Below are 20,133 nucleotides of genomic sequence, written 5' to 3'. Positions count from 1 at the left end.
GCCCCGCCCCCTCGGGTACGCCGCCGGGAAGAGGCGCGAAGGAGGCCTGGCAGATGACTGAGCAGCGGATGCTCGTGGTCCTGGACGAAGGTGCGACGGGCGAGGCCCCGCCGGGCTGGCGGCAGGCGGCTCCGGAGCACCGGGTCGTGCACTGCCCGCCCGACCGGGCCCCCGCGCTGCTCGAACAGGCCTCCGGCGCGAAGCCGCTGGCCGACGTGGTGGCGGGCGGCCAGTGGGTGCCGGTCGCGCTGCGGCTGGCCGAACGGTACCCGGAAGCGGTGCGGTCGGTGCTGCTCGTCGGGCCGGATCCGGAGGGCAACGGCCGCGCGTCCGGAGACTGGTTCGCCGCGCACGGCACCCGCGTCGCGTCGGCCCGTGAGGCGGGCGTGGAGGTCGAGGTGCTTCCGCACGGTCCGGCGGGTGCTCCGTTGAGCGAACCGCGGGTCGCCGCGGCGGTGGTCGCGACGCTCGACCGGCTCCCGGCGGTGCGCCGCCCGGATTGGTGACTCGAGAAGGAGCGAACACAACCGTTTTGGAGGCGGCATGAGCGACGAGCGGCATGCGGAGCGGAAGACGGCGAATCCGCGCCGGGCCCAGGTGGACGACGACGAGGGGCGGCCGCCCCGGCGGCCGGAGCCGGAGAGCCCGCTGGAGGACGAGGAGGGCCGGTCGAAGCGGGGGCATCCCCAGTCGGGCGACAATTTCCGCGGCGAAAGCTGACCGGGGTACCCGGCACAGGGCCTGGTTTAACGTCTGATCGGCGGGGTTAAGCCAGGGCGCATGAGGATCTTGCTCTGGCACGTGCACGGATCGTGGACCGACGCGTTCGTCCGCGGCCGGCACGAGTATTTCGTCCCGGCGAGCCCCGAGGGCGCCCCGTGGGGGCTGGGGCTGGCGGGACGGGACTGGCCCGCGGCGACCGAGGTTCCCGTCGACCGGCTCGCGGACGCGCGGCCGGACGTGGTCGTGCTCCAGCGGCCGGAGGAAGCCGCGTTCGTGCGGCCGCAGCTGGGCTCGCGGGTGCCGATGGTGTACGTCGAGCACAACGCGCCCCGGCACGGCGCAGCGGTGTCCCGGCATCCGATGGCCGGGCAGGACGAGGTGCCGATCGTGCACGTCACCTCGTACAACGCGCTCATGTGGGACAACGGGATCGCCCCGGTGGCGGTCATCCCGCACGGCATCCCGGACCCGGGCGAGCGCTACACCGGCGAGCTGCCCGCGGGCGCGGCGATGATCAATGAACCGCGCCGGCGCGCCCGGGTGACCGGCGCCGATCTGCTGCCCGCGTTCCGCGAGATCGCGCCGGTGAACGTGTTCGGCATGGGCACCGAGGAGCTGCCCGGCGGACAGGGCGACGTACGCCCGCCGCGGCTGCACGACGAGCTGGCCCGGCACCGCGTGTATTTGCACACCGCGCGCTGGACGTCGCTCGGCCTGTCGCTGCTGGAGGCGATGCACCTGGGGATGCCGATCGTCGCGGTCGCCTCTACCGAAGCGCCTTCGGCGGTGCCCCCGGACGCCGGGGTGTGCTCCGCCGACATCGAAGTGCTCGCGCGGCGGTTCCGCGAGCTGGTGCACGAACCGGATTTTGCCGTTCTGGCCGGGAAAGCGGCCCGGGAACACGCCTTGGCGCACTTCGGTCTCGACGCGTTCCTGTCGCGCTGGGACCGCCTGCTGGCCGAAACCGCCCCCGCTGCGGAAGGAGTCTGATGAGGATCGCGATGGTGTCCGAACACGCCAGCCCGCTCGCCGCACTGGGGGAGGAGGACGCGGGCGGGCAGAACGTGCACGTGGCGGACCTTTCCGCGGCGCTGGCGCGCGGCGGGCACGAAGTGACTGTCTACACGCGGCGCGACGACCCGAACCCGCCCGAGACGGTGGAGACCCCGGCGGGTTACCGGGTGGTGCACGTTCCGGCCGGTCCGGCGCGCCGGCTGCCGAAGGACGAGCTTTTGCCGCACATGGGGGAATTCGGCAGCTGGCTGCGCGACCGGTGGACGGAGGAGCCGCCGGACGTGGCGCACGCGCATTTCTGGATGTCCGGCGTGGCAACGGTTCTCGCCGCGCGCGAAGCCGGGGTGCCGACGGTGCAGACGTTTCACGCGCTGGGAGTGGTGAAGCGGCGGCATCAGGGCGACGCCGACACGAGCCCGCCGGACCGGATGCGGCTGGAGCGGATGGTCGGCAAGCAGGTCGACCGGATCGTCGCGACCTGTTCGGACGAGGTGTTCGAACTCGCTCGCCAGGGGGTGCCGCGGCAGCGGATCTCGGTGGTGCCGTGCGGGGTCGACCTGGACCGGTTCGGCGTCGGCGGCCCGGTCGCGGAGCGGACCGCGCCCAAGCGGCTGGTTTCGGTCGGGAGGCTGGTCCCGCGCAAGGGGTTCGACCTGGCGATCGCCGCGCTGCCGAGGGTCCCGGAAACCGAGCTGGTGATCGCGGGCGGACCGGCCTCCGGCGCGCTGTCCCGGGACCCGGAGGCCCAGCGGCTGCGCCGCCTCGCGGAGCGGTTGGGGGTGGCCGACCGGGTGCACCTGGCAGGTCAGGTGAGCCGGGCGGAGATGCCGGCGTTGCTGCGTTCGGCGGACGCGGTGTTGTGCACGCCCTGGTACGAGCCGTTCGGAATCGTTCCGTTGGAAGCGATGGCCTGCGGAGTGCCGGTAGTGGCCGCGGCGGTCGGCGGCTTGACCGACACGGTGGTGGACGGGATCACCGGACGCCTGGTGCCGCCGCGCGATCCGTCCCGGCTGGCGACCCGGTTGCGGGCGCTGCTGGACGAACCCGCGGAGCTGGAGGCCCTGGGGACGGCGGGACAGGAGCGGGTCCGGGCGCGGTACTCGTGGGACCGGATCGCGGCGGAGACGGTGCGGGCGTACGAGAAGGCGGCGCCGGTCGCGGCTTCCGACTGGGCTGCGGTGCGCTGACTGTCCGTGAGGGGAAGCCTGAGGGAGTCTGATTCCCTCAGGGTTCCCCTCACGGACGGCTATCCGGACTTCCGCTGTGGTCCTTCCAGCAGCTCCCGCAGGCATTCCGCCGCCGCGGCGGTGCCATATCATTTCCGCTATCCGGTGTAGCGGCGCGCGACGGACTTCCGCTGCGGCTCCTCCAGCAACCGCAATCCGTACTCGACTTCCGCCGGGACCACGGATCGCTCCCGGAGCACCCACGGCAGCCCCCGCAGGCACTCCGCCACCGCGGCGAGCGTGGTCCGGTCCCGGGGCGCGGAGGCCAGCACCGCCGCGCCCCGGCGGAGGACCGAACGCCACGGGCGGCGCAACATCAGCGTCCACAAGGTATTCCGGATCCCCAGTCCCCGCCGCCGGCGCGGGTCGCGGAGTTTCGACGGGGCGTGGTGGATCACGACGTCCTCTCGCCAGCACATCCGCCAGCCCCGCGCGGCCAGGTCGAGGGCGAGCAGTTCCTCCTCGCCGCCCAGCCACAGGCGCGGCGAGAAGCCGCCGGCGTCGCGGAACGCGCGCACGCGGAACATCGTCAGCCCGGCCATCACGCCGAGCAGCGCCGGGCCGGGCATCCAGTCCGGGCCGGGGACCGGCGAGAACCGCATTTCCGGCGTGATCGGGTCCTCGCGCAGATCCGGTTCGACCAGGCAGCGGCCGGTCACCGAGCCGAGGCCGGGGTGGGCGTCCAGCACGTCGGCGGCGCGGGTGAGGGAGCCCGGCTGCCAGGTGGTGTCGTCGTCGCAGAACGCCACGTACGGCGTGGTCACCTCGCGCACCGCGAGGTTTCGCCCGACCGCGCCGAGGTTCCGGTCGAGCTTGATCAGCCGCAGGTCCGGGAAGTCGTGCGCGACCAGGTCGGCGGTGCCGTCCTCCGAAGCGTTGTCCACCACCAGAACCGGCGGCCGCTCGGGCAGCGCGACCAGGTGTTTCAGGGTTTCCCGCAGCTGTTCGCGGCGGTTGTGGGTGATCACCACAACGGACGTCCGGTCCATGTCATCCCTCCGTCAGCCGGGCTTGGCGTTCGATCGCCGCGGGCAGCACCCGGCGGCGGGCCAGCGCGCGCGGCAGCCGGACCGCGGCGGCGGGCAGCGCGGCGAGCAGGCCCGGTTCTCTCCGGGCCCGGGCGAACAGCCGCCGCAGCTGGGCCGCGCAGACGTCGGCCGGGCGGCGTTGCCAGCCGATGAGCAAGTGGTTGCGCGCCTCGGCTCGCCGCCGCCAGCCGGGCGACGGCCGGGACCGCGACGGATGATGGTGCGCGACCACGTCTTCCGCGTAGCAGAGCTGCCATCCCGCCGCGGCGAGGTCGTAGGACAGCAGCTGTTCCTCGGCGCCGAAGTGCAGCATCGGGTCGAATCCGCCGACCTGCAGGAACGCCGACCGCCGCACGATCGCGGAGCAGGCCAGGAAACCCAGCACGAGCGGGCCGGGCGCGTCCGGCGGCGTCCCGAGCGGACTTCGTTCCAGCGCCGGGGTGATGGGGTCTTCGCGTTCTTCCGGGCCGACCAGCGTCCGTCCGGTGAGGAGTCCGAGGCGCGGGTGCTTGTCGAAAATCGTTTCGGCGCGGCGGAACGCGTCCGGAGCCCACCAGGAATCGTCGTCGCTGAACGCGACGTACGGAGTCCGCGCCGCGATGACGCCCTGGTTGCGCGCGGTGGCGCCGTGGTTGCGCGGGCTCCGGATCACCCGGACCCGCTCGAAGGAAGCGGCGGTCTCGGCCGTGTGGTCCGCCGAGCCGTTGTCCAGGACGATCACCGGCGGCGGCGGGTCCATTGTGGACAGCCGGGTCAGCGTGCGCGCCAGTTCGTCGGCCCGGTCGCGGGTGGCCACGACGACGGTCGTCCGGTTCACGGCGTTTCCTCGAGCGCGCCGACGAGTTCGGCCAGCGGCCCGGGGAACGGGTGTTCGGCGGCGGCGCGGGCGCGTCCTTCCGCGGAGCAGCACCATTCGAACCACTTGTCGAGGTCGGCCCGGGTGGCGCTCGAGGGCAGGATCGCGGGCCAGCGCAGCGCGGTCGCCTGCGCGGTGACCTTGCCGCCGTGCGCGACGGGGTCGATCGCGAGCACCGGGACCCCGGCCTTCAGCCCGAGGGCGAGCCCGTGCAACCGGGTGCTGACCAGCACGTCCAACCGGGACAGCGTGCTGACGAACTGGTCCGGCGTCGCGCAGTGCCGCCAGTCGTCGGTGGCGAGGCGGGTGTCGAGCGGGACGCGGCCGCAGTCGAGGTCGCGCAGCCATTCGGCCAGCGTCGCGTGCACCGCGTCGTGCCGCCGGTCCGCGCCGTACTCGGGCTGGCCCGGCGCGAGGACCACGCCCACCACCGGCGGCGACGCGACCCATCCGGCGAAGGAAAGGTCGGCGGCGCAGGCGTCGCCGTCGTCCCGGGGGAGGACCACGTCGAATCCGGTGACCGCGGGGTCCGCCGGATCGGGCACGGACACGCCGATCGCCAGCCGCCGGCACCGCGGGTAGCGCTGGTGCAGTTCCCGCAGTTGCGTGCCGCGCAATGGGCCGCAGGCGAAAACGACATGGGTGAACGCGTCCGGCGGAGCGTCGTCGAGGTGCGGGCCTTCGGGGCGGAACGCGGGGCTCCACGCGGTCAGGTGGTCGACCCCGGCTTCGGTCAGCACGTCGCTCACCGCGCGCAAACTCAGCACGTCGCCCGCGGTCGCCTCGCCGCGCCGGAAGCTCGCCCAGCCGGTCAGGAGTACTCGCATGCTCGGCGGTTACCCGTGAGTCGCGGGGGTTAACGCGGCGCTGCGCGGGTATCCGGCGCGGCATGGTTTTCTCCCACGCGGTAGTCACCGGCGGAGCCGGATTCGTAGGCGCGCGGCTGTGCGCGAAACTGCTCGAAGAAGGCACGCGAGTGACCGCGGTGGACAATCTCGCGACCGCCCGCCCCGGCGCGCTGGACGCGGTCGCCGGGCATCCTCGCTTCGAACTGCTGGAGCACGACGTGACCGAGCCGATCCCGGTTCCCGGCGCGGTCGACGCGGTGTTCCACCTGGCTTCCCCAGCGTCCCCTCGGGACTACTTCCGGCTGCCGCTCGAGACCTTGCGCGTCGGTTCGGCAGGCACTGAGAACGCTCTCGCCGCGGCACGCGGGGCGCGGTTCGTTCTCGCGTCGACCAGCGAGGTGTACGGCGATCCGCTGGAGCATCCGCAGCGGGAAAGCTATTGGGGCAATGTCAACCCGATCGGCCCGCGCAGCGTGTACGACGAGGCCAAGCGCTATGCCGAGGCGCTGACCAGCGCGATGCGGCGCGGCGAGGGCGCGAACACTGGGATCGCGCGGATCTTCAACACCTACGGGCCCGGCATGCGCGCGGACGACGGCCGGATGGTGCCGTCGTTCATCGCCAAGGCGCTCGCCGGCGAGCCGCTCCAGGTCGAAGGCAGCGGACGGCAGACACGGTCGTTGTGTTTCGTGGACGACACCGTCGACGGATTGCTCGCGCTGGCGCGGTCCGGCCATTCCGGACCGGTGAACCTCGGCAATCCGGACGAGCTTTCCGTGCGGGAGATCGCGGAACGGGTGATCGCGATCACCGGCTCGGCGTCGCGGATCGTGCACGTCGACGCGGCGGTGGACGATCCGCGGCGGCGGTGCCCGGACATTTCGCTGGCGCGCCAAGCGCTCGGCTGGGCGCCGCGGGTCCCGGCGGGGGAGGGCCTGCGGCGCACCGCGGAATGGTTCGCCGCGCACCGGGCCGCCGCCGCGTGAAGCGGGAGAGTCGCTTCGCGGAGTAGCGACGTCCTGGGCTTTTCCGGTGGTTTCGTTTATCCCCGACTTCGCCGGGTAGTGCTCCCGGGACGGCGGACCACCCGGGTCCGCGCCGGAGGAGAAGGGGTGAGCGGGTGCGCTTCCTGGGAATCAACGCGGTGTTCCACGACCCCGCCGCCGCGCTCGTCGTCGACGGCCGGATCGTCGCGGCGGCCGAGGAAGAGCGGTTCAGCCGGCGCAAGCACGGCAAGCAGGCGGTGCCGTTCTCGGCGTGGGAACAGCCCGGCCAGGCGGCCCGCTGGTGCCTGGAGCAAGCCGGGCTCACCGCGGCCGACCTCGACGCGGTCGGGTTTTCCTACGATCCGGACCTGGTCGAACCCGGCCTCGCCGGGCACGATCCCAGCGGCGAGGAACTGCGGACCGAATTCGCCCGCCGGGCCCCGAAATTCCTGGCCAGCGAACTGCCCGGGCTGGACCAGGAGAAGGTGCGGTTCGTCCGGCACCACGTCGCGCACGCCGCGTCGGCCGCGCTGGCCGCGCCGCTGGGCGACTCGGCGGTCCTGGTCGCGGACGGACGCGGCGAAAGCACGTCGTACCTCGCCGGCGAATATCGCGACGGACGGTTCAAAGAGCTCGCCGCGCAGAAACTCCCGCATTCGCTCGGGCTGTTCTACGAGGACCTCACCGAACATCTGGGCTTCGCGCGGTCGAGCGACGAATACAAAGTGATGGCGCTGGCCTCCTACGGCGGACCGGTGCATCTCGATTACCTCCGCGAGCGCGTCTACGTGACCGGGGACGGGGGATTCCGCACCGAACCGATCGACTGGTCCGCGCTCGCCCCGCGATGTTCTCCCGGGGAGGAACCGGCGCAGCGACACGCTGATCTGGCGTCCAGTGTCCAAAAAGTACTGGAGGAAGTACTCCTCGAGCTTGCTGGCTGGCTGCACGAACGGACCGGGCAGCGCACCTTGACCCTCGCTGGCGGCATCGCGCTCAACTGTGTGGCCAACACGCGGCTGTTCGCGGAAAGTCCCTTCGAAGCACTATGGATCCAGCCCGCCGCCGGAGACGCCGGAACCGCGCTCGGAGCGGCACTGCAGCTGGCGGCCGACGCCGGCGAGCGGATCGAACCGATGTCGGATGCCGCGCTCGGTCGCGAGTGGACCGACGACGAGCTGGAAGCCGTTCTGCAGAAAGCGAAACTGGACTACGAGCGTCCGGATGACGTCTCGGACGCGGTGGCGGAAGCGCTGGCGGACGACCAGATCGTGGCCTGGTTCCAAGGCCGCGCCGAATTCGGCCCGCGCGCGCTCGGGCACCGGTCGCTGCTCGCACACCCCGGCCGCGCCGGGAATCTCGAGCGGCTCAACGACGTGAAGGGCCGGGAGCAATTCCGTCCGGTGGCCCCGATGGTGCTCGCCGACCGCGCGCCGGAGATCTTCTCTCGCGGCCCGTTTCCCAGCCCCTACATGCTTTTCGTGCACGACGTCGCCGACGAGTGGCGGGAACGGCTGCCCGCGGTGACCCATGTGGACGGTACCGCCCGGGTGCAGACGGTCGACCCGGCCGGCGATCCGCGGACCGCGCGCGTGCTTTCCGGGTTCGTGGACCGGACCGGGCTTCCGGTGGTCGTCAATACCAGCCTGAATACCGCGGGGCGGCCGATGGTCGATTCTCCTCGCGACGCGTTGGAGTGTTTCGGTTCGGCTCCGGTGGATGTCCTGGCGTTGGGCCCGTTCGTGGTCCGGCGTCGCCGGAACCGCTGATTTTTCGAGGAGGTGCCGTCATGGCAGACCACTTCGCCGACTTGTGTTCGGCCGCGCGGCGACTGAGTTTCGCCACCCCGCGCCTTGCCGCGTGGGGCACGCATCTGGCCAGTGTTTTCGAAAACGGCGGGCGGTTGCTCGCGTGCGGCAACGGCGGGAGCGCCGCCGAAGCCCAGCATCTGACCGGCGAGCTGGTCGGCCGGTTCCGGCGCGAACGCCGTCCGCTGTCGGCGATCTCGCTGCATGCCGACACCTCGGCGCTGACCGCCATCGGCAACGACTACGACGAGGCCGAGCTGTTCGCCCGCCAGGTCCGCGCCCACGGGCGGCCCGGCGACGTGCTCGTCTGCCTTTCGACCAGCGGCACCAGCCAAAACGTGGTGGCGGCGGCGAAAGCGGCGCAGGAAATCGGCGTGACCACCTGGGCGTTCACCGGGCCGGCTCCCAACCCGCTCGCCGCGCTGTGCGACGACGCGGTGGCGGTCGACGCGCCGAGCGTGGCCACGGTGCAGGAACTGCATTTGGCGCTCGTGCACGCGCTGTGCGAAGCGCTGGACGACGCGCTCGGGGTGCCCGCGTGAAGCCGCTGGTAGTGGTCGGCGACGTGTTCCTCGACGTGGACGCCGAGGGCGTCGCGGAACGGCTCTGCCCGGACGCGCCCGTCCCGGTCGTCGACGTGACCAGCCGGTGGCTGCGCCCCGGCGGAGCGGGTCTCGCCGCGTTGCTGGCGGCCCGGTCGACCGCCGACGTGTCCCTCGTGACCGCGCTCGGCGACGATCGTTCCGCCCGTACGCTCGCCGCGTTGCTCGAACCGGAAGTGACGCTGGTGCCGGTCCCGTTGGAGGGCGCCACGGTGTCGAAGACCCGGGTCCGGGCGGCCGGGCAATCGCTGGTGCGCTTGGATTCCGGCGAAGGAACCGCCTCCGTCGACGGCTTGCCGGACCGCGCGGAGCAGGCGTTGCGCGGCGCCGGGGCGATCCTGGTGTCCGACTACGGCCGGGGCATTACCCGGAACCCGCGGCTGCGGGAGGTGCTGACCGAACTGGCGGCCCGGATTCCGGTGGTGTGGGACCCGCATCCGCGCGGCGCCGAGCCGGTGCCGGGCGCGCGGCTGGTCACGCCGAACGCCAGCGAGGCCACCGCGGTGGTCCCGGACGCGCTCGAAATGCCCGGCCTGCTGCGGGAACGCTGGAACGCCGAGGCGATCGCGGTGACGATCGGTTCCCGCGGTGCGCTGGTGGCCGACGGCACCTCGGTGCGGCGGATTTCGGTACCGGAAGGCGCGCAGGTCAGCGGGAGCGCGACGGACACCTGCGGCGCGGGGGACCGGTTCGCCGCAGCTGCGGCGGCCAGGTTGCTGGACGGCGCGTCGGTCACCGAGGCGGTGCGCGTCGCGGTCGAGGCGGCTGCCCGGTTCGTCGCCGCGGGCGGGGCCAGTGCACTGTCCATTAAGGAGGATTCCGTCGAAGAGTCCACTAAGGACTCTTCGGGGCCCGATTTCGCCGCCGGGAACGCGTTCGCGGTAGCAGAACGCGTGCGCGCGGCCGGCGGTCGGCTCGTCGCGACCGGCGGCTGTTTCGACCTCCTGCACCCCGGCCACGTAAGCCTGCTGCGCCGGGCGCGAGCCCTCGGCGACGCACTCGTGGTATGCGTGAATTCGGACAGTTCCGTGCGCCGGTTGAAAGGACCGGGACGTCCGCTGCTGTCCGCGCAGGACCGGGCGCGGCTGCTGACCGCGCTGTCCGTGGTGGACGCGGTGGTGGTTTTCGAGGAATCGTCCCCGGTCGCGATCCTGGAACGGCTGCGGCCGGACGTCTGGGTCAAGGGCGGCGATTACGCCGAGGCGGAGCTGCCCGAGCGGGCGGTGGTCGAGCGGTACGGCGGCGAGGTCGTGCTGGTGCCGACCCTGCCCGGCTATTCGACGACGAGGCTGGTCGCCGCCGCGGCCGGCCAGTGAAGCTTCCGAGGGGAGTCTGATGCGTTCTCTTGGCAATGTCCTGATCACCGGCGGTGCGTCCGGTCTCGGCGCCGCGACGGTCGAGGCGGTCCGCGCGGAGGGCGGCACCCCGTGGGTGCTGGACCGCGCGCGGCCCGCCGACGGAGTGGAATTCGTGCAGGTCGACCTCGCGGACTCGGGCGCGGCCGAGGCAGCCGTGCGCGAGGTGGCCGAACGGGCAGGCGGGCTCGACGGGGTGGTGACCGCGGCGGGGATCGACGCGTGCGGCCCGCTCGGCGAGGTCCCGGCCAAGGACTGGGAGCGGGTCGTGCACGTGAACCTCCTCGGCACGGTCGCCGTGGTGCGCGCCGCGCTGCCGTTCCTGGAGCAGTCCCACGGCCGGATCGTCACGGTGTCTTCGACGCTCGGCATCAAGGCGGTCAGCGACGCGACCGCTTACTGCGCCTCGAAATTCGGCGTGGTCGGGTTCACGCGCGCGCTGGCCGCGGAACTGGCCGGGCGGGTCGGGGTGACGCTGCTCGTGCCCGGCGGGATGTGGACCCGGTTCTTCGACGACCGGACGGAGCAGTACCGCCCGCCCGCCGACGCGAAGCTGAACCGGCCGGAACACGTCGCCGGGACGATCGCGTTCGCCCTCGGCCAGCCGCCGGACGCGGAGGTGCGGGAACTGGTCGTGTGCGCGTCGGAGGAGGGGTCGTGGCCGTGAGCCTGCCCGGAGCCGCCGCGGAAGGGGCCCGGCCATGACCGTGCTCGCGTTGCGCGCCCTCGGCATCGGCGACCTGCTCACCGCGGTCCCGGCGCTGCGCGGCCTGCGGCAGGCGTACCCGGACGAACGCCTCGTGCTGGCCGCGCCGGAATGGCTGCGGGACCTGGTCGGGCTGGTCGACGCGGTCGACGAACTGCTCCCCACCCCCGGCCTCGGCGCGCTGCGGTGGCCCGGCCCGCCGCCGCGGCTGGCGGTGAACCTGCACGGCAACGGGCCGGAGAGCATCCGCGACCTGATGGCCGTCCTGCCGGACACGCTGCTCACCCACCGGAATCCGGCGGTCCCGGAGATCCCCGGCCTCGATTGGACGCCGGGCATCCACGAGGTCGACCGCTGGTGCCGGTTGCTCGAGTACGGCCAGTGCCCGGCCGACCGCCGCGACCTGCGGATTCCCCCGCCGCCCGGGCCGAGTCCCGCGCCCGGGGCCGTCGTCGTGCACCCGGGCGCGGCGTTTCCGGCCCGCCGCTGGCCGCCGGAACGGTTCGCCGAGGTGGCGCGCGAGCTGGCGGCGGCCGGGCACCGCGTGGTGCTCACCGGCGGGCCGGCCGAACGCGAGCTGGCGGAGGAGGTCGCGACCCGGGCCGGGCTGGGCGTCGACGCGGTGCTCGCCGGGCAGACCGGGCTGGCCGAGCTGGCCGCGCTGGTGGCGGAAGCGGCGCTGGTGGTGTGCGGGGACACCGGAGTCGGCCACCTGGCGACCGCGTTCGGCACGCCGTCCGTCCTGCTCTTCGGCCCGACGCCGCCCCGGTGCTGGGGCCCGCCGCCGGACGTGCCGCAGCATGTCGTGCTGTGGGTGGGCGACGTCGGCGACCCGCACGGCACGGAACCGGACGCCGGACTGCTGCTGCTGAGCACGGATCGCGTGCTGGAGGCGGCGCGGTCGGTGCTGCGCGAGGGGGTGTCGCATGGGTGAGCGGATCGGCGTCCTCGGAGCGGGCTACGTCGGGCTGACGACGGCGGCCTGCTTCGCCGCGATGGGCCATCAAGTGTCCACTGTAGACATCGACGAGGCCAAGGTTTCCCGGCTGCGGGACGGAGAAGTCGGCCTCGCCGAGCCGGGCTTGAAAGAACTGGTCGCCGAGGGGCTCAGAACAGGCACGCTGGCCTTCTCCGGCGAGGTCGCCGCGGTCGCCGGGTCGGCGATCGTGTTCCTGTGCCTGCCGACGCCGCCGGGCGACGACGGCGCCCCGGACCTGCGCGCGCTCCGCGGCGCGCTGGGCGACCTCGGCCGGGTGCTCGCGCCGGGCACGATCGTGGTGACGAAATCGACCGTGCCGGTCGGGACCGCGCAGCGCCTTCCGGAGTACCTCGGCCGCGCGGACCTGCCCGTGGTCAGCAACCCGGAATTCCTGCGCGAAGGCCATGTCGTGCACGATTTCCGCTGCCCGGACCGGGTCGTCGTCGGCGCGGATCCGCCGGATTCGCCCGCCGCGGACCGGGTCGCGGAGCTCTACGCGCCGACCCAAGCCCGGATCGTGCGCACGAGCAGCGCGAGCGCCGAGCTGGCCAAGTACGCCAGCAACGGCTTCCTCGCGGTGAAGGCGTCGTATGCGAACACGCTGGCCGAACTGTGCGAACAGTGCGGCGCGGACGTCCGCGACGTGTCCGCGGTGATGGGCCTCGACCCGCGGATCGGCCCGCAGTTCCTGGCCCCAGGGCCGGGCTGGGGCGGCTCCTGCCTGCCGAAGGACGCCAGCGCGCTGCTGCGGGCGGCGGATTCGGCGGGCGTCGAGTTCGGGCTGCTGCGCGACGCGGTGCGGGTGAACGCCCGGCAGCGCACGCGCATGGTCCGCGCGATCCGGACGGCGGCGACCGGGCGGCCGGACGGCCCGCTGGACGGCGTCCGGATCGGCGTGCTGGGCCTCGCGTTCAAGGCCGGCACCGGCGACGTGCGCGATTCCCCCGCGGTCGCGGTCGCGGCCGAACTGGTCCGGCGGGGAGCCGAGGTCACCGCGTACGACCCGGCCGTCCAGTCCGAAATGGACGGAGCGACGGTGGTCGACGACCCCTATCTGGTCGCGAAAGACGCGGCCGCGCTGGCCGTTCTCACCGAATGGCCGGAGTTCCGCGGCCTCGACTGGCGCCGGCTCGCCGAGGCGGCGGACCGGCCGGTCGTGGTCGACACCCGCAATCTGCTCGATCCGACCGTGCTCGCCGAGGCCGGGTTCGCCCGGATCGGCGTCGGCACTCCCGTGGAGGTACCCGATGCGTGTTCTCGCCCTAGGCTGCACCCTCAAGCGCTCGCCGGACCGCTCCAGCAGCGACCTGATCGCCCGGCAGCTGCTCGACCTGTTCGCGGAGCGGGGGGTGACCGGCGAACTGGTCCGGGTGGCCGACCATGACGTGCGCCCCGGCATCGAGACGGACATGGGCGACGGCGACGAATGGCCGGAGATCCGGCGCAAGGTGGCCGCCGCGGACATCCTGCTGATCTCGACGCCGACCTGGGTCGGGCACATGTCGAGCATCGCGCAGCGCGTGGTGGAACGGCTGAACGCCGAGCAGTCCGAGACCGACGACGAGGGCCGCCCGGGGATGTTCGGCAAGGTCGGCGTCGTCGCGGTGGTCGGCAACGAGGACGGCGCGCACAAGATCACCGCGGACCTTTTCCAGTCGCTCAACGACATCGGCTTCACCATTCCGGCCCAGGGCGGCACGTACTGGAACGGGGAAGCCATGCAGGGCGGCGACTACCAGGACCTGGACGAGACGCCCGAGGCGGTCGCGTCGACGAACGCGACGCTGGTGCGGAACGCGGTGCATCTGGCGGAGCTGCTGGGCAAGCAGCAGTACCCGGCTTCGTGACGCTGCCTTCGCGGGCCGGGCAGCGGCCTGGCCCGCGAAGGTTCACGGCCGCTGTCCGATTCCGGTCGCGATCTCGTGCCCGCGCTGCTCGTCCGGGGCCAGCGGCGGAGTGCCGCCGCCCTCGCCCCGGCGGAGCCCGTGCAGAAACTCCCGCACAGTCGCCTCCGCCGGCCACGCCGGCTGCCACTCCAGCTCGGACCGGGCCCGCGTCGTGTCCATCACCGGCAGCCGCAGCACTGTCTCGAACAGGCCGGGCGTCGCGGGCACCAGATGCAGCCGCCAGGCCGCTGCGAGCGCGGGCTTGACCAGACCGGCCGGCACCGGCACCCGCCGTGCGCGCAGGATCCGCGCCAGCAACCGCGGGTCGACCACGGGGTCGGTCGCGATGTTGAACGCGCCCGACACCGGACGCAGTACGCAACGGCGGATCGCGTCGGCGAGGTCGTCGGCGTGCACGACCTGGAACCGCAGACCGGGGATGTCCGGCACGATCGGCACCAGGCCCGGCCGCAGCAGGCTGCCCGGCACGAACGGTCCGGCGAACAACCGCCGCTGTTCGGTCGACGCTGCGCGCTGGAAGACGAAACCAGGCCGGACGCGCACCACCCGGATCTCCGGATTCGCCCGTTCGAAGGAGTCCAGAAGCCGCTCCACGTAAGCCTTTTCTCGCGGGTACGCCGCGCCCGGCCAGCCGTGCGTCGGATAGTCCTCGGTGACCGGGCGGTCGTCGGAAGCGGGGGAGTAGGCACCGACCGACGAGGCCACGACCAGCGTCGACACTCCCGCGGCCGCCGCGGCCTCGAACAGCCGGAGCGAGCCGCGGACGTTCGTCTCCCAGGTCAGGTCCGGGCGATGGGTCGGCTGGAAAAGCCAGGCCAGGTGGACCACCGTGTCGACGTCGCGGAGCACCGGAGCCAGCTCGTCGTGCGCCACGTCGACGCCGACGTACTCGGTCTTGGGCGGCGGAATGCCCGCCGGACGGCGTTCGAGGCCGGTGATCGCCTCGACGTCCGGGTCGGCCGCCAGCGCGCGCACTGTCGCGGTGCCGATGTTGCCGGTCGCGCCGGTCACTGCGATCCGTCGGGAAGTCATCCGGCCCGGGTACCCGCCGGGAGCGGGGCCAATCAGTGCTGGTCCAGCTGCCGCAGCAACCGGCGGACCGGCAGCGCCATCGCGCCCAGCCCGAGCGTCGCGGTCACCCCGTCCTTCGACGAGACCAGCCGGTCCTCGACCTGGCACACCAGCGACCGGCAGCGCTCCAGGTCCACCTCCCGCCCGGGGACCGCGGTGTCCCGCACCGCGGCGGCGAGTTCCCGCAGCAGGTCGGCGAGCGCGTCCCGGGCCTGCGGCCACGGGTAGACGAACGGCTCGCGGCCCTCCGAGGTCGTCCGCACCGCCTCGACCAGCTGCTCGACCGGCGGCCACAACGCGCCCAGCGTCCGCAGCGCCCGTTCGTGCTGCACCCCGGAATGGCGGCTTCGCTTGCGCAGATTGAGGAACCGGCCTTCCCGGGTGAGCCCGGAGGCGTCCTCGGCCGCCCGCGCGAGGCTGCGCACGTCGCTGATCCGGCCCAGCCACTCGTCCAGTTCCTCCGGCGGCTCGTCGGCCCGCACGAGCTCGGCGGTGTCCTCCAGCAGCCCGGCGAGCGCGGAAGCGAGCCGGTCGGCCGCCGCGGCGACGCGTTCTCCGTACAGCGGCGGGAAGATCAGCACGTTCACCGCCAGCCCGATCGCGGCGCCGAGCGCGGTCTCCAGCAGCCGGTCGCCGAGCAGTTCCGAACTCCGCGCGGTCCCGTAGGTGACCAGCAGCATCCCGGTCACCCCGACCCATACCCCGGATCCGCCGAACCTGCGCCAGGAACCCAGCAGCAACCCGATGAACACGACGATGGCCAGCGTCGCCGTCTGCTCCGGCACCAGCTGCGCGACGCCGGCCGCGAGCAGCACGCCGAGCGTGACCGAGCCGACCTGTTGCGCCCAGCCGAGCAGGCTGCGGTAGACGGTCGCCTCCACCAGGAAAACCGCCGCGTAGGGCGCGAGGAACGGCTGGGACAGCCCGATCACCTGGGTGGCCAGCAGCCAGGCGGCCACGGCGGCGACGGTCGCCTTGGCCGCCTGCAGAGCGGTGCGCCGCTCGCTGCCGGGCACGCGGATCGCACGGGCGGCCCAGCCCAGCGGCGTGCGATCGAGTTTGGGCGTCACGCGCGTACGGGCGCGCCCAGGTGGACGAGCTTCGTCTGCGTCATCTCGTCGAGCAGCTCCGGGCCGTAGCCGTAGCCGGACCCGCTGCCGCGCCGCGGGTGGGCCGCCCCGCCCGGAGCGCCGCCGAAGACGTCGTTGACCTTGACCGTTCCGACCGCCAGCTCCCGCCACGCGTGCTGCGCGTGTTCCATCGACGCGGTGAGCACGGTCGCGGCGAGCCCGTAATCGTCGTTGGCGGCCTCGGCCAGCCCGTGCTCGAAGGAATCCACCACGCATACCGGCGCGACCGGGCCGAAGGTTTCCTCGCGCAGCACCCGCATCTGACTGGTGCATCCAGTCAGGACGGTCGCCGGGTAATGCGCGCCCGGTCCGGCCGGGACTTCGCCGCCGGTGCGGAGTTCGGCGCCCAGCGACACGGCGTTCTCCACGTGGGAGTGCACATGGTCGCGGTGGCGGGGGTCGACCAGCGGCGCGAGCTTCTTGCCTCGGGCGATCTCGACCAGAGCTTCGGTGAACGCCTCGGCGATCGCGCGGTGCACGTAGATCCGTTCCACCGCAACGCAAATCTGCCCGGAGTTCGCGAACGCCCCGAGCGCGGCCTGCTCGGCGGCCCAGCGCGGGTCGACGTCCTCGTCCACGACGAGCGGGTCGTTGCCGCCGTTCTCCAGCAGCGCCTTCGCCCCGGTCGCCGCCGCGCTCGCCGCGATCGACCGGCCGGTGGCGGTGCTGCCGACATGCGCGAGCACGTCCACGTCGCTCCGCGCGGCCAGCACCGCGCCGATCCGGCCGTCTCCGTGCACGGTCTGCAGCACGCCTTCCGGGAAAACCCCGGCCAGGACTTCGCCGAACAGCGTTCCGGTGTGCGGACACCGTTCGCTCGGCTTGTGCACCACAGTGTTTCCGGTGACGACGGCAGCGCCGACGAGCCCGCACGCGACCGCGACCGGGTCGTTCCAGGGCGTCAGCGCGACCACCACCCCGCGCGGCTCCGGGACCATCAGGTCGGTGGCGGCGAAGTCCCCGAGCAGGGTGCGGCCGCGGTGCACCGGGCCCAGTTCGGCGTACTGGTCGAGCGTGCCGGCGCCGGCCAGCACCCCGGCCTCGGCTTCGTCGAGCGGACGGCCGGTTTCGCGGCGGTTGATCTCGGCCAGGTCGCCGGCGTGCGCGCGCAGCCGGTCCGCGGCGGCCCGCAGCGCCGCGCCGCGTTCGGCGGCCGGGGTCCGGTCCCAGCCCGGCTGCGCCCGGTGCGCGAGGCCCAGCGCGGCGTCGAGTTCGTCCGGGCCGGCCATCGGGACCGCGCCGACCGGGCTCCCGTCGGCCGGGTCGGTGATCGCGAGCGTGGCGGCCCGGGCGTCGAGCGTGGTCATCGCACCTCCTGCTGAGTCGGGTCCCGCTGCGGGTACCCCGGCGCCCGGACTGTCATGCGTTCCGTTTGCCCGCGCCCAGGCGGGGTAAACCGGCGCGAGTGAACACTTTCCCGGACTACTCCGTGGTGATCCCGACCACCGGACGCCCCGCGCTGCGCACCCTGCTGGACACGCTCGCCGCCGCCGAAGGCCCCGGCCCGGCCGAGGTGATCGTGGTCGACGACCGTCCACAAGGGACTCCGCTGGAGGCGCCCGGGGGCGTCCGGGTGCTGCGCACCTACGGCCGGGGCCCGGCCGCCGCGCGCAACGCCGGCTGGCGCGCGGCGAAATCGGACTGGATCGCCTTCGTGGACGACGACGTGGTCCTCGCCGCGGACTGGCCCGCCCAGCTGGCCGCCGACCTGGCCCGGCTCCCGCCGGAAGCCGCCGCGTCGCAGGCCAGGATCGTGGTTCCGCTGCCCGAAGACCGGAAACCGACCGACGACGAACGCGGCACCGCCGGGCTGGAAACGGCGCGGTGGATCACCGCGGACATGGCCTACCGGCGGTCGGCGCTGGTCGAGTCCGGCGGTTTCGACGAACGATTCCCGCGCGCGTTCCGGGAAGATTCCGACTTGGCGCTGCGCGTCGTCCTCAAGGGACACCGCATCGAGCGCGGCGAACGCGTCACGACGCACCCAGCGCGCCGGTCGGGCTTTTTCGCCAGCGTGAAAGCCCAACGAGGCAACGCGGACAACGCCCGGATGCGGTACAAGCACGGCGTCCTGTGGCGGCAGCGAACCGGCGCGGGCAGCGGGATGCTGGGGAGGCACGCGGTGACCGTCGCCGCGGCAGCCGCCGCGCTCGCGCCCCGATGGCGTCGCCCCGCCCTGGCCGCCTGGGCCGGGTTGACCGGCGCCTTCGCCGCGCAGCGCATCCGCTCCGGGCCGGCCACGCCGGGCGAGATCGCGCGCATGCTCGTGACGAGCGTGCTGATCCCGCCCGCGGCCTGCTACCACCGGCTTCGCGGGGAAATCGCCGCCCGCCGTTCGCTCGCGCCGCAAGCCGTGCTGTTCGACCGCGACGACACGTTGATCCACGACGTCCCGTATCTGTCCGACCCGCAGCAGGTCCGCCCGGTCGACGGAGCGGTCAGCCTGGTGCGGGAACTCCGGCGGCGGGGCGTGCGGGTCGGGGTGGTGAGCAATCAGTCCGGAGTCGCGAAAGGACTGATCGAACCGAGTCAGCTGAGCGCGGTGAACGCCCGCGTGGACGAGTTGTTCGGCGAATTCGGCACCTGGCAGGTCTGCCCGCACGATGCTGGCGACGGCTGCGACTGCCGCAAACCGTCCCCGGAACTCGTCCGGCGCGCGGCGAAGGAACTGCAGGTCGATCCGGCGCGATGCGTTGTCATCGGGGACACCGGCGCGGACGTCGAGGCCGGTCTCGCGGCGGGGGCGCGCGCTGTGCTGGTGCCGACCGCCCGCACGCTGCCCGCCGAGATCGTCCGCGCGCGGCGAGAGGCGCTGGTGGCGCGAGATCTCGCGGACGCGCTGCGGCAGGCCGGGGTCGTGGCGTGAACCGGGTTTTGGTGGCCCGGCAGGACAACCTCGGCGACGTCCTGCTGGCCGGCCCGGCTATCCGGGCGATCGCCGCACAGGCCGGGCACGTCACGCTGCTGGCCGGACCGCACGGCGCGGCCGCCGGGGAACTGCTGCCGGGAGTCGACGAGGTGCGGGTCTTCCGCGCGCCGTGGATCGACCCCGATCCGCCGCCGCTGACCCGCGAATCCGCCGAAGCCCTCGCCGGCCAGCTGACCGGCTTCGACACGGCGTTCGTCCTGACGTCGTTCCACCAGTCGCCGTTGCCGCTCGCGCTGCTGCTGCGGATGGCTGGGGTGCCGTGGATCGGCGCGATCTGCGACGACTATCCGGGCAGCCTTCTGGACCTGCGCCACCGCGTGCCCGGCGATCCGCCGGAGGCGCTGCGGATGCTGTCGCTCGCCCAAGCCGCCGGATGCGCGCTGCCTCCCGGCGACGACGGACGGCTCGCGGTCCGGCGTCCGCTTCCGGAGGTCTCGGCGTTGACCGGCATCGGCGACTACGTCGTGGTGCACCCGACGGCCTCGGTCCCGGCGCGCAGTCCGTCTCCGGTCCACTGTGGACGGATCGTGGACGCGCTCGGCGAAGCCGGGCACCGGGTGGTGGTGACCGGCGCGAAACCGGAGGGGATGACCGCCGACGTGGATCTCAGCGGTCGCACCACTTTGCCCGAACTGGCCGCGGTACTCGCCGGTGCGGAGGCCGTCGTGGCCCCGAACACCGGTCCGGCGCATCTGGCGGCGGCGGTCGGGACGCCGGTGGTGTCGCTGTTCGCGCCGGTGGTGCCCGCCGCGCGCTGGGCTCCGTTCGGGGTTCCGGCGGCGCTGCTCGGCGACCAGCACGCGCCGTGCCGGGGCACCCGCGCCCGGACCTGCCCGGTCCCCGGGCATCCGTGCCTGGACGGCATCGACCCGGCCGAAGTCGTGGCCGCGGTGGAGGAACTGGCCGCGAGGCCGAGCCGCCGGATCACCGCCTGACCCGCAAGGGCGCTCGAACCGCAAGGGAAG

At 73.4% G+C, this 20,133-nt stretch carries 20 protein-coding genes; 14 read left to right on the top strand and 6 right to left on the bottom strand.

Features of this window, described 5'->3' with window-relative positions:
• Positions 1-53: 53 nt before the first annotated feature.
• The 4 genes from F9C12_RS06645 to F9C12_RS06630 are packed head-to-tail and all read left to right on the top strand — an operon-like array spanning position 54 to position 2,924.
• Positions 54-506, top strand: coding sequence for a hypothetical protein (locus F9C12_RS06645; protein WP_409465188.1), 453 nt, complete (start codon positions 54-56; stop codon positions 504-506).
• 37 nt (positions 507-543) lie between these two features.
• Positions 544-720 (top strand): hypothetical protein, encoded by a 177-nt coding sequence (locus tag F9C12_RS06640; protein WP_409465187.1) that lies wholly within the window; start codon positions 544-546, stop codon positions 718-720.
• Positions 721-780: 60 nt separating this feature from the next.
• Positions 781-1,713: a glycosyltransferase gene (locus F9C12_RS06635; RefSeq protein ID WP_409181096.1), complete on the top strand. Its 933-nt coding sequence runs from the start codon at positions 781-783 to the stop codon at positions 1,711-1,713.
• Positions 1,713-2,924, top strand: a complete 1,212-nt coding sequence (locus F9C12_RS06630) for a glycosyltransferase (protein WP_409465186.1) — start codon at positions 1,713-1,715, stop codon at positions 2,922-2,924. The genes F9C12_RS06635 and F9C12_RS06630 overlap by 1 nt, the downstream gene beginning before the upstream one ends.
• A gap of 137 nt (positions 2,925-3,061) precedes the next feature.
• Here the strand turns inward: F9C12_RS06630 and F9C12_RS06625 are convergent, their stop codons facing one another.
• From F9C12_RS06625 to F9C12_RS06615, 3 genes are read right to left on the bottom strand one after another with little or no spacing between them, the layout of a single operon-like run.
• Entirely contained in the window at positions 3,062-3,952 is an 891-nt protein-coding gene (locus F9C12_RS06625; RefSeq protein ID WP_409465185.1) for a glycosyltransferase family 2 protein, read from the bottom strand.
• A gap of 1 nt (position 3,953) precedes the next feature.
• A complete protein-coding gene (locus F9C12_RS06620; RefSeq protein WP_409465184.1) occupies positions 3,954-4,808 on the bottom strand; it encodes a glycosyltransferase family 2 protein in 855 nt (284 codons plus the stop codon).
• Positions 4,805-5,674, bottom strand: a complete 870-nt coding sequence (locus F9C12_RS06615; protein ID WP_409181092.1) for a polysaccharide pyruvyl transferase family protein — start codon at positions 5,672-5,674, stop codon at positions 4,805-4,807. The genes F9C12_RS06620 and F9C12_RS06615 overlap by 4 nt, the downstream gene beginning before the upstream one ends.
• A gap of 62 nt (positions 5,675-5,736) precedes the next feature.
• Between F9C12_RS06615 and F9C12_RS06610 the strand changes: the two genes are divergently transcribed.
• The 8 genes from F9C12_RS06610 (at position 5,737) to F9C12_RS06575 (ending at position 13,978) form a co-directional block, all read left to right on the top strand.
• Positions 5,737-6,681 carry an NAD-dependent epimerase/dehydratase family protein gene (locus tag F9C12_RS06610; protein WP_409465183.1) on the top strand — a complete coding sequence of 315 codons (945 nt, stop codon included), beginning with the start codon at positions 5,737-5,739 and terminating at the stop codon, positions 6,679-6,681.
• 134 nt (positions 6,682-6,815) lie between these two features.
• Positions 6,816-8,450 carry a carbamoyltransferase gene (locus tag F9C12_RS06605; RefSeq protein WP_409465182.1) on the top strand — a complete coding sequence of 545 codons (1,635 nt, stop codon included), beginning with the start codon at positions 6,816-6,818 and terminating at the stop codon, positions 8,448-8,450.
• A 20-nt stretch (positions 8,451-8,470) separates the two neighbouring features.
• Positions 8,471-9,031, top strand: a complete 561-nt coding sequence (locus tag F9C12_RS06600) for an SIS domain-containing protein (protein WP_409465181.1) — start codon at positions 8,471-8,473, stop codon at positions 9,029-9,031.
• Positions 9,028-10,407 carry a D-glycero-beta-D-manno-heptose 1-phosphate adenylyltransferase gene (gene rfaE2, locus F9C12_RS06595; RefSeq protein WP_409465180.1) on the top strand — a complete coding sequence of 460 codons (1,380 nt, stop codon included), beginning with the start codon at positions 9,028-9,030 and terminating at the stop codon, positions 10,405-10,407. The genes F9C12_RS06600 and rfaE2 overlap by 4 nt, the downstream gene beginning before the upstream one ends.
• A gap of 19 nt (positions 10,408-10,426) precedes the next feature.
• Positions 10,427-11,113, top strand: a complete 687-nt coding sequence (locus tag F9C12_RS06590; protein WP_409465179.1) for an SDR family oxidoreductase — start codon at positions 10,427-10,429, stop codon at positions 11,111-11,113.
• Between the two features lie 34 nt (positions 11,114-11,147).
• The gene (locus F9C12_RS06585; RefSeq protein WP_409465178.1) at positions 11,148-12,086 is read left to right on the top strand and encodes a glycosyltransferase family 9 protein; all 939 of its coding nucleotides are present in this window, start codon (positions 11,148-11,150) and stop codon (positions 12,084-12,086) included.
• Positions 12,079-13,515 (top strand): UDP-glucose dehydrogenase family protein, encoded by a 1,437-nt coding sequence (locus F9C12_RS06580; protein ID WP_409465177.1) that lies wholly within the window; start codon positions 12,079-12,081, stop codon positions 13,513-13,515. The genes F9C12_RS06585 and F9C12_RS06580 overlap by 8 nt, the downstream gene beginning before the upstream one ends.
• A complete protein-coding gene (locus tag F9C12_RS06575; protein ID WP_409466972.1) occupies positions 13,439-13,978 on the top strand; it encodes a flavodoxin family protein in 540 nt (179 codons plus the stop codon). Before F9C12_RS06580 ends, F9C12_RS06575 begins: the two co-directional genes overlap by 77 nt.
• Before the next feature lie 42 nt (positions 13,979-14,020).
• Here the strand turns inward: F9C12_RS06575 and F9C12_RS06570 are convergent, their stop codons facing one another.
• From F9C12_RS06570 to F9C12_RS06560, 3 genes are read right to left on the bottom strand one after another with little or no spacing between them, the layout of a single operon-like run.
• Entirely contained in the window at positions 14,021-15,070 is a 1,050-nt protein-coding gene (locus tag F9C12_RS06570; RefSeq protein WP_409465176.1) for an NAD-dependent epimerase/dehydratase family protein, read from the bottom strand.
• Between the two features lie 32 nt (positions 15,071-15,102).
• Entirely contained in the window at positions 15,103-16,179 is a 1,077-nt protein-coding gene (locus F9C12_RS06565; RefSeq protein WP_409181083.1) for an FUSC family protein, read from the bottom strand.
• Positions 16,176-17,546 carry an aldehyde dehydrogenase family protein gene (locus F9C12_RS06560; protein WP_409465175.1) on the bottom strand — a complete coding sequence of 457 codons (1,371 nt, stop codon included), beginning with the start codon at positions 17,544-17,546 and terminating at the stop codon, positions 16,176-16,178. The genes F9C12_RS06565 and F9C12_RS06560 overlap by 4 nt, the downstream gene beginning before the upstream one ends.
• A 98-nt stretch (positions 17,547-17,644) precedes the next feature.
• On the opposite strand from F9C12_RS06560, the gene F9C12_RS06555 reads away from it, so the two are divergent.
• Complete coding sequence (locus F9C12_RS06555) at positions 17,645-19,105, top strand: HAD-IIIA family hydrolase (protein WP_409465174.1); 1,461 nt, start codon at positions 17,645-17,647, stop codon at positions 19,103-19,105.
• Positions 19,102-20,103, top strand: a complete 1,002-nt coding sequence (locus tag F9C12_RS06550) for a glycosyltransferase family 9 protein (RefSeq protein WP_409465173.1) — start codon at positions 19,102-19,104, stop codon at positions 20,101-20,103. The genes F9C12_RS06555 and F9C12_RS06550 overlap by 4 nt, the downstream gene beginning before the upstream one ends.
• Positions 20,104-20,133 lie beyond the last annotated feature (30 nt).

The organism is Amycolatopsis sp. GA6-003, from assembly GCF_046267895.1.
Taxonomy (GTDB): Bacteria; Actinomycetota; Actinomycetes; order Mycobacteriales; family Pseudonocardiaceae; genus Amycolatopsis.
Note: the sequence above shows the minus strand (reverse complement) of the source record. Positions and strands in the feature narration are given on the sequence as shown.

What these genes read in the sequence shown, in the direction of transcription:
- F9C12_RS06640 (WP_409465187.1), top strand. Translation starts at nt 544, where the DNA reads ATGAGCGACGAGCGGCATGCGGAGCGGAAGACGGCGAATCCGCGCCGG.
- F9C12_RS06610 (WP_409465183.1), top strand. Translation starts at nt 5,737, where the DNA reads ATGGTTTTCTCCCACGCGGTAGTCACCGGCGGAGCCGGATTCGTAGGC.
- F9C12_RS06625 (WP_409465185.1), bottom strand. Translation starts at nt 3,952, where the DNA reads ATGGACCGGACGTCCGTTGTGGTGATCACCCACAACCGCCGCGAACAG.
- F9C12_RS06630 (WP_409465186.1), top strand. Translation starts at nt 1,713, where the DNA reads ATGAGGATCGCGATGGTGTCCGAACACGCCAGCCCGCTCGCCGCACTG.
- F9C12_RS06635 (WP_409181096.1), top strand. Translation starts at nt 781, where the DNA reads ATGAGGATCTTGCTCTGGCACGTGCACGGATCGTGGACCGACGCGTTC.
- F9C12_RS06590 (WP_409465179.1), top strand. Translation starts at nt 10,427, where the DNA reads ATGCGTTCTCTTGGCAATGTCCTGATCACCGGCGGTGCGTCCGGTCTC.
- F9C12_RS06600 (WP_409465181.1), top strand. Translation starts at nt 8,471, where the DNA reads ATGGCAGACCACTTCGCCGACTTGTGTTCGGCCGCGCGGCGACTGAGT.
- F9C12_RS06615 (WP_409181092.1), bottom strand. Translation starts at nt 5,674, where the DNA reads ATGCGAGTACTCCTGACCGGCTGGGCGAGCTTCCGGCGCGGCGAGGCG.
- F9C12_RS06570 (WP_409465176.1), bottom strand. Translation starts at nt 15,070, where the DNA reads ATGACTTCCCGACGGATCGCAGTGACCGGCGCGACCGGCAACATCGGC.
- F9C12_RS06560 (WP_409465175.1), bottom strand. Translation starts at nt 17,546, where the DNA reads ATGACCACGCTCGACGCCCGGGCCGCCACGCTCGCGATCACCGACCCG.
- F9C12_RS06580 (WP_409465177.1), top strand. Translation starts at nt 12,079, where the DNA reads ATGGGTGAGCGGATCGGCGTCCTCGGAGCGGGCTACGTCGGGCTGACG.
- F9C12_RS06645 (WP_409465188.1), top strand. Translation starts at nt 54, where the DNA reads ATGACTGAGCAGCGGATGCTCGTGGTCCTGGACGAAGGTGCGACGGGC.
- F9C12_RS06585 (WP_409465178.1), top strand. Translation starts at nt 11,148, where the DNA reads ATGACCGTGCTCGCGTTGCGCGCCCTCGGCATCGGCGACCTGCTCACC.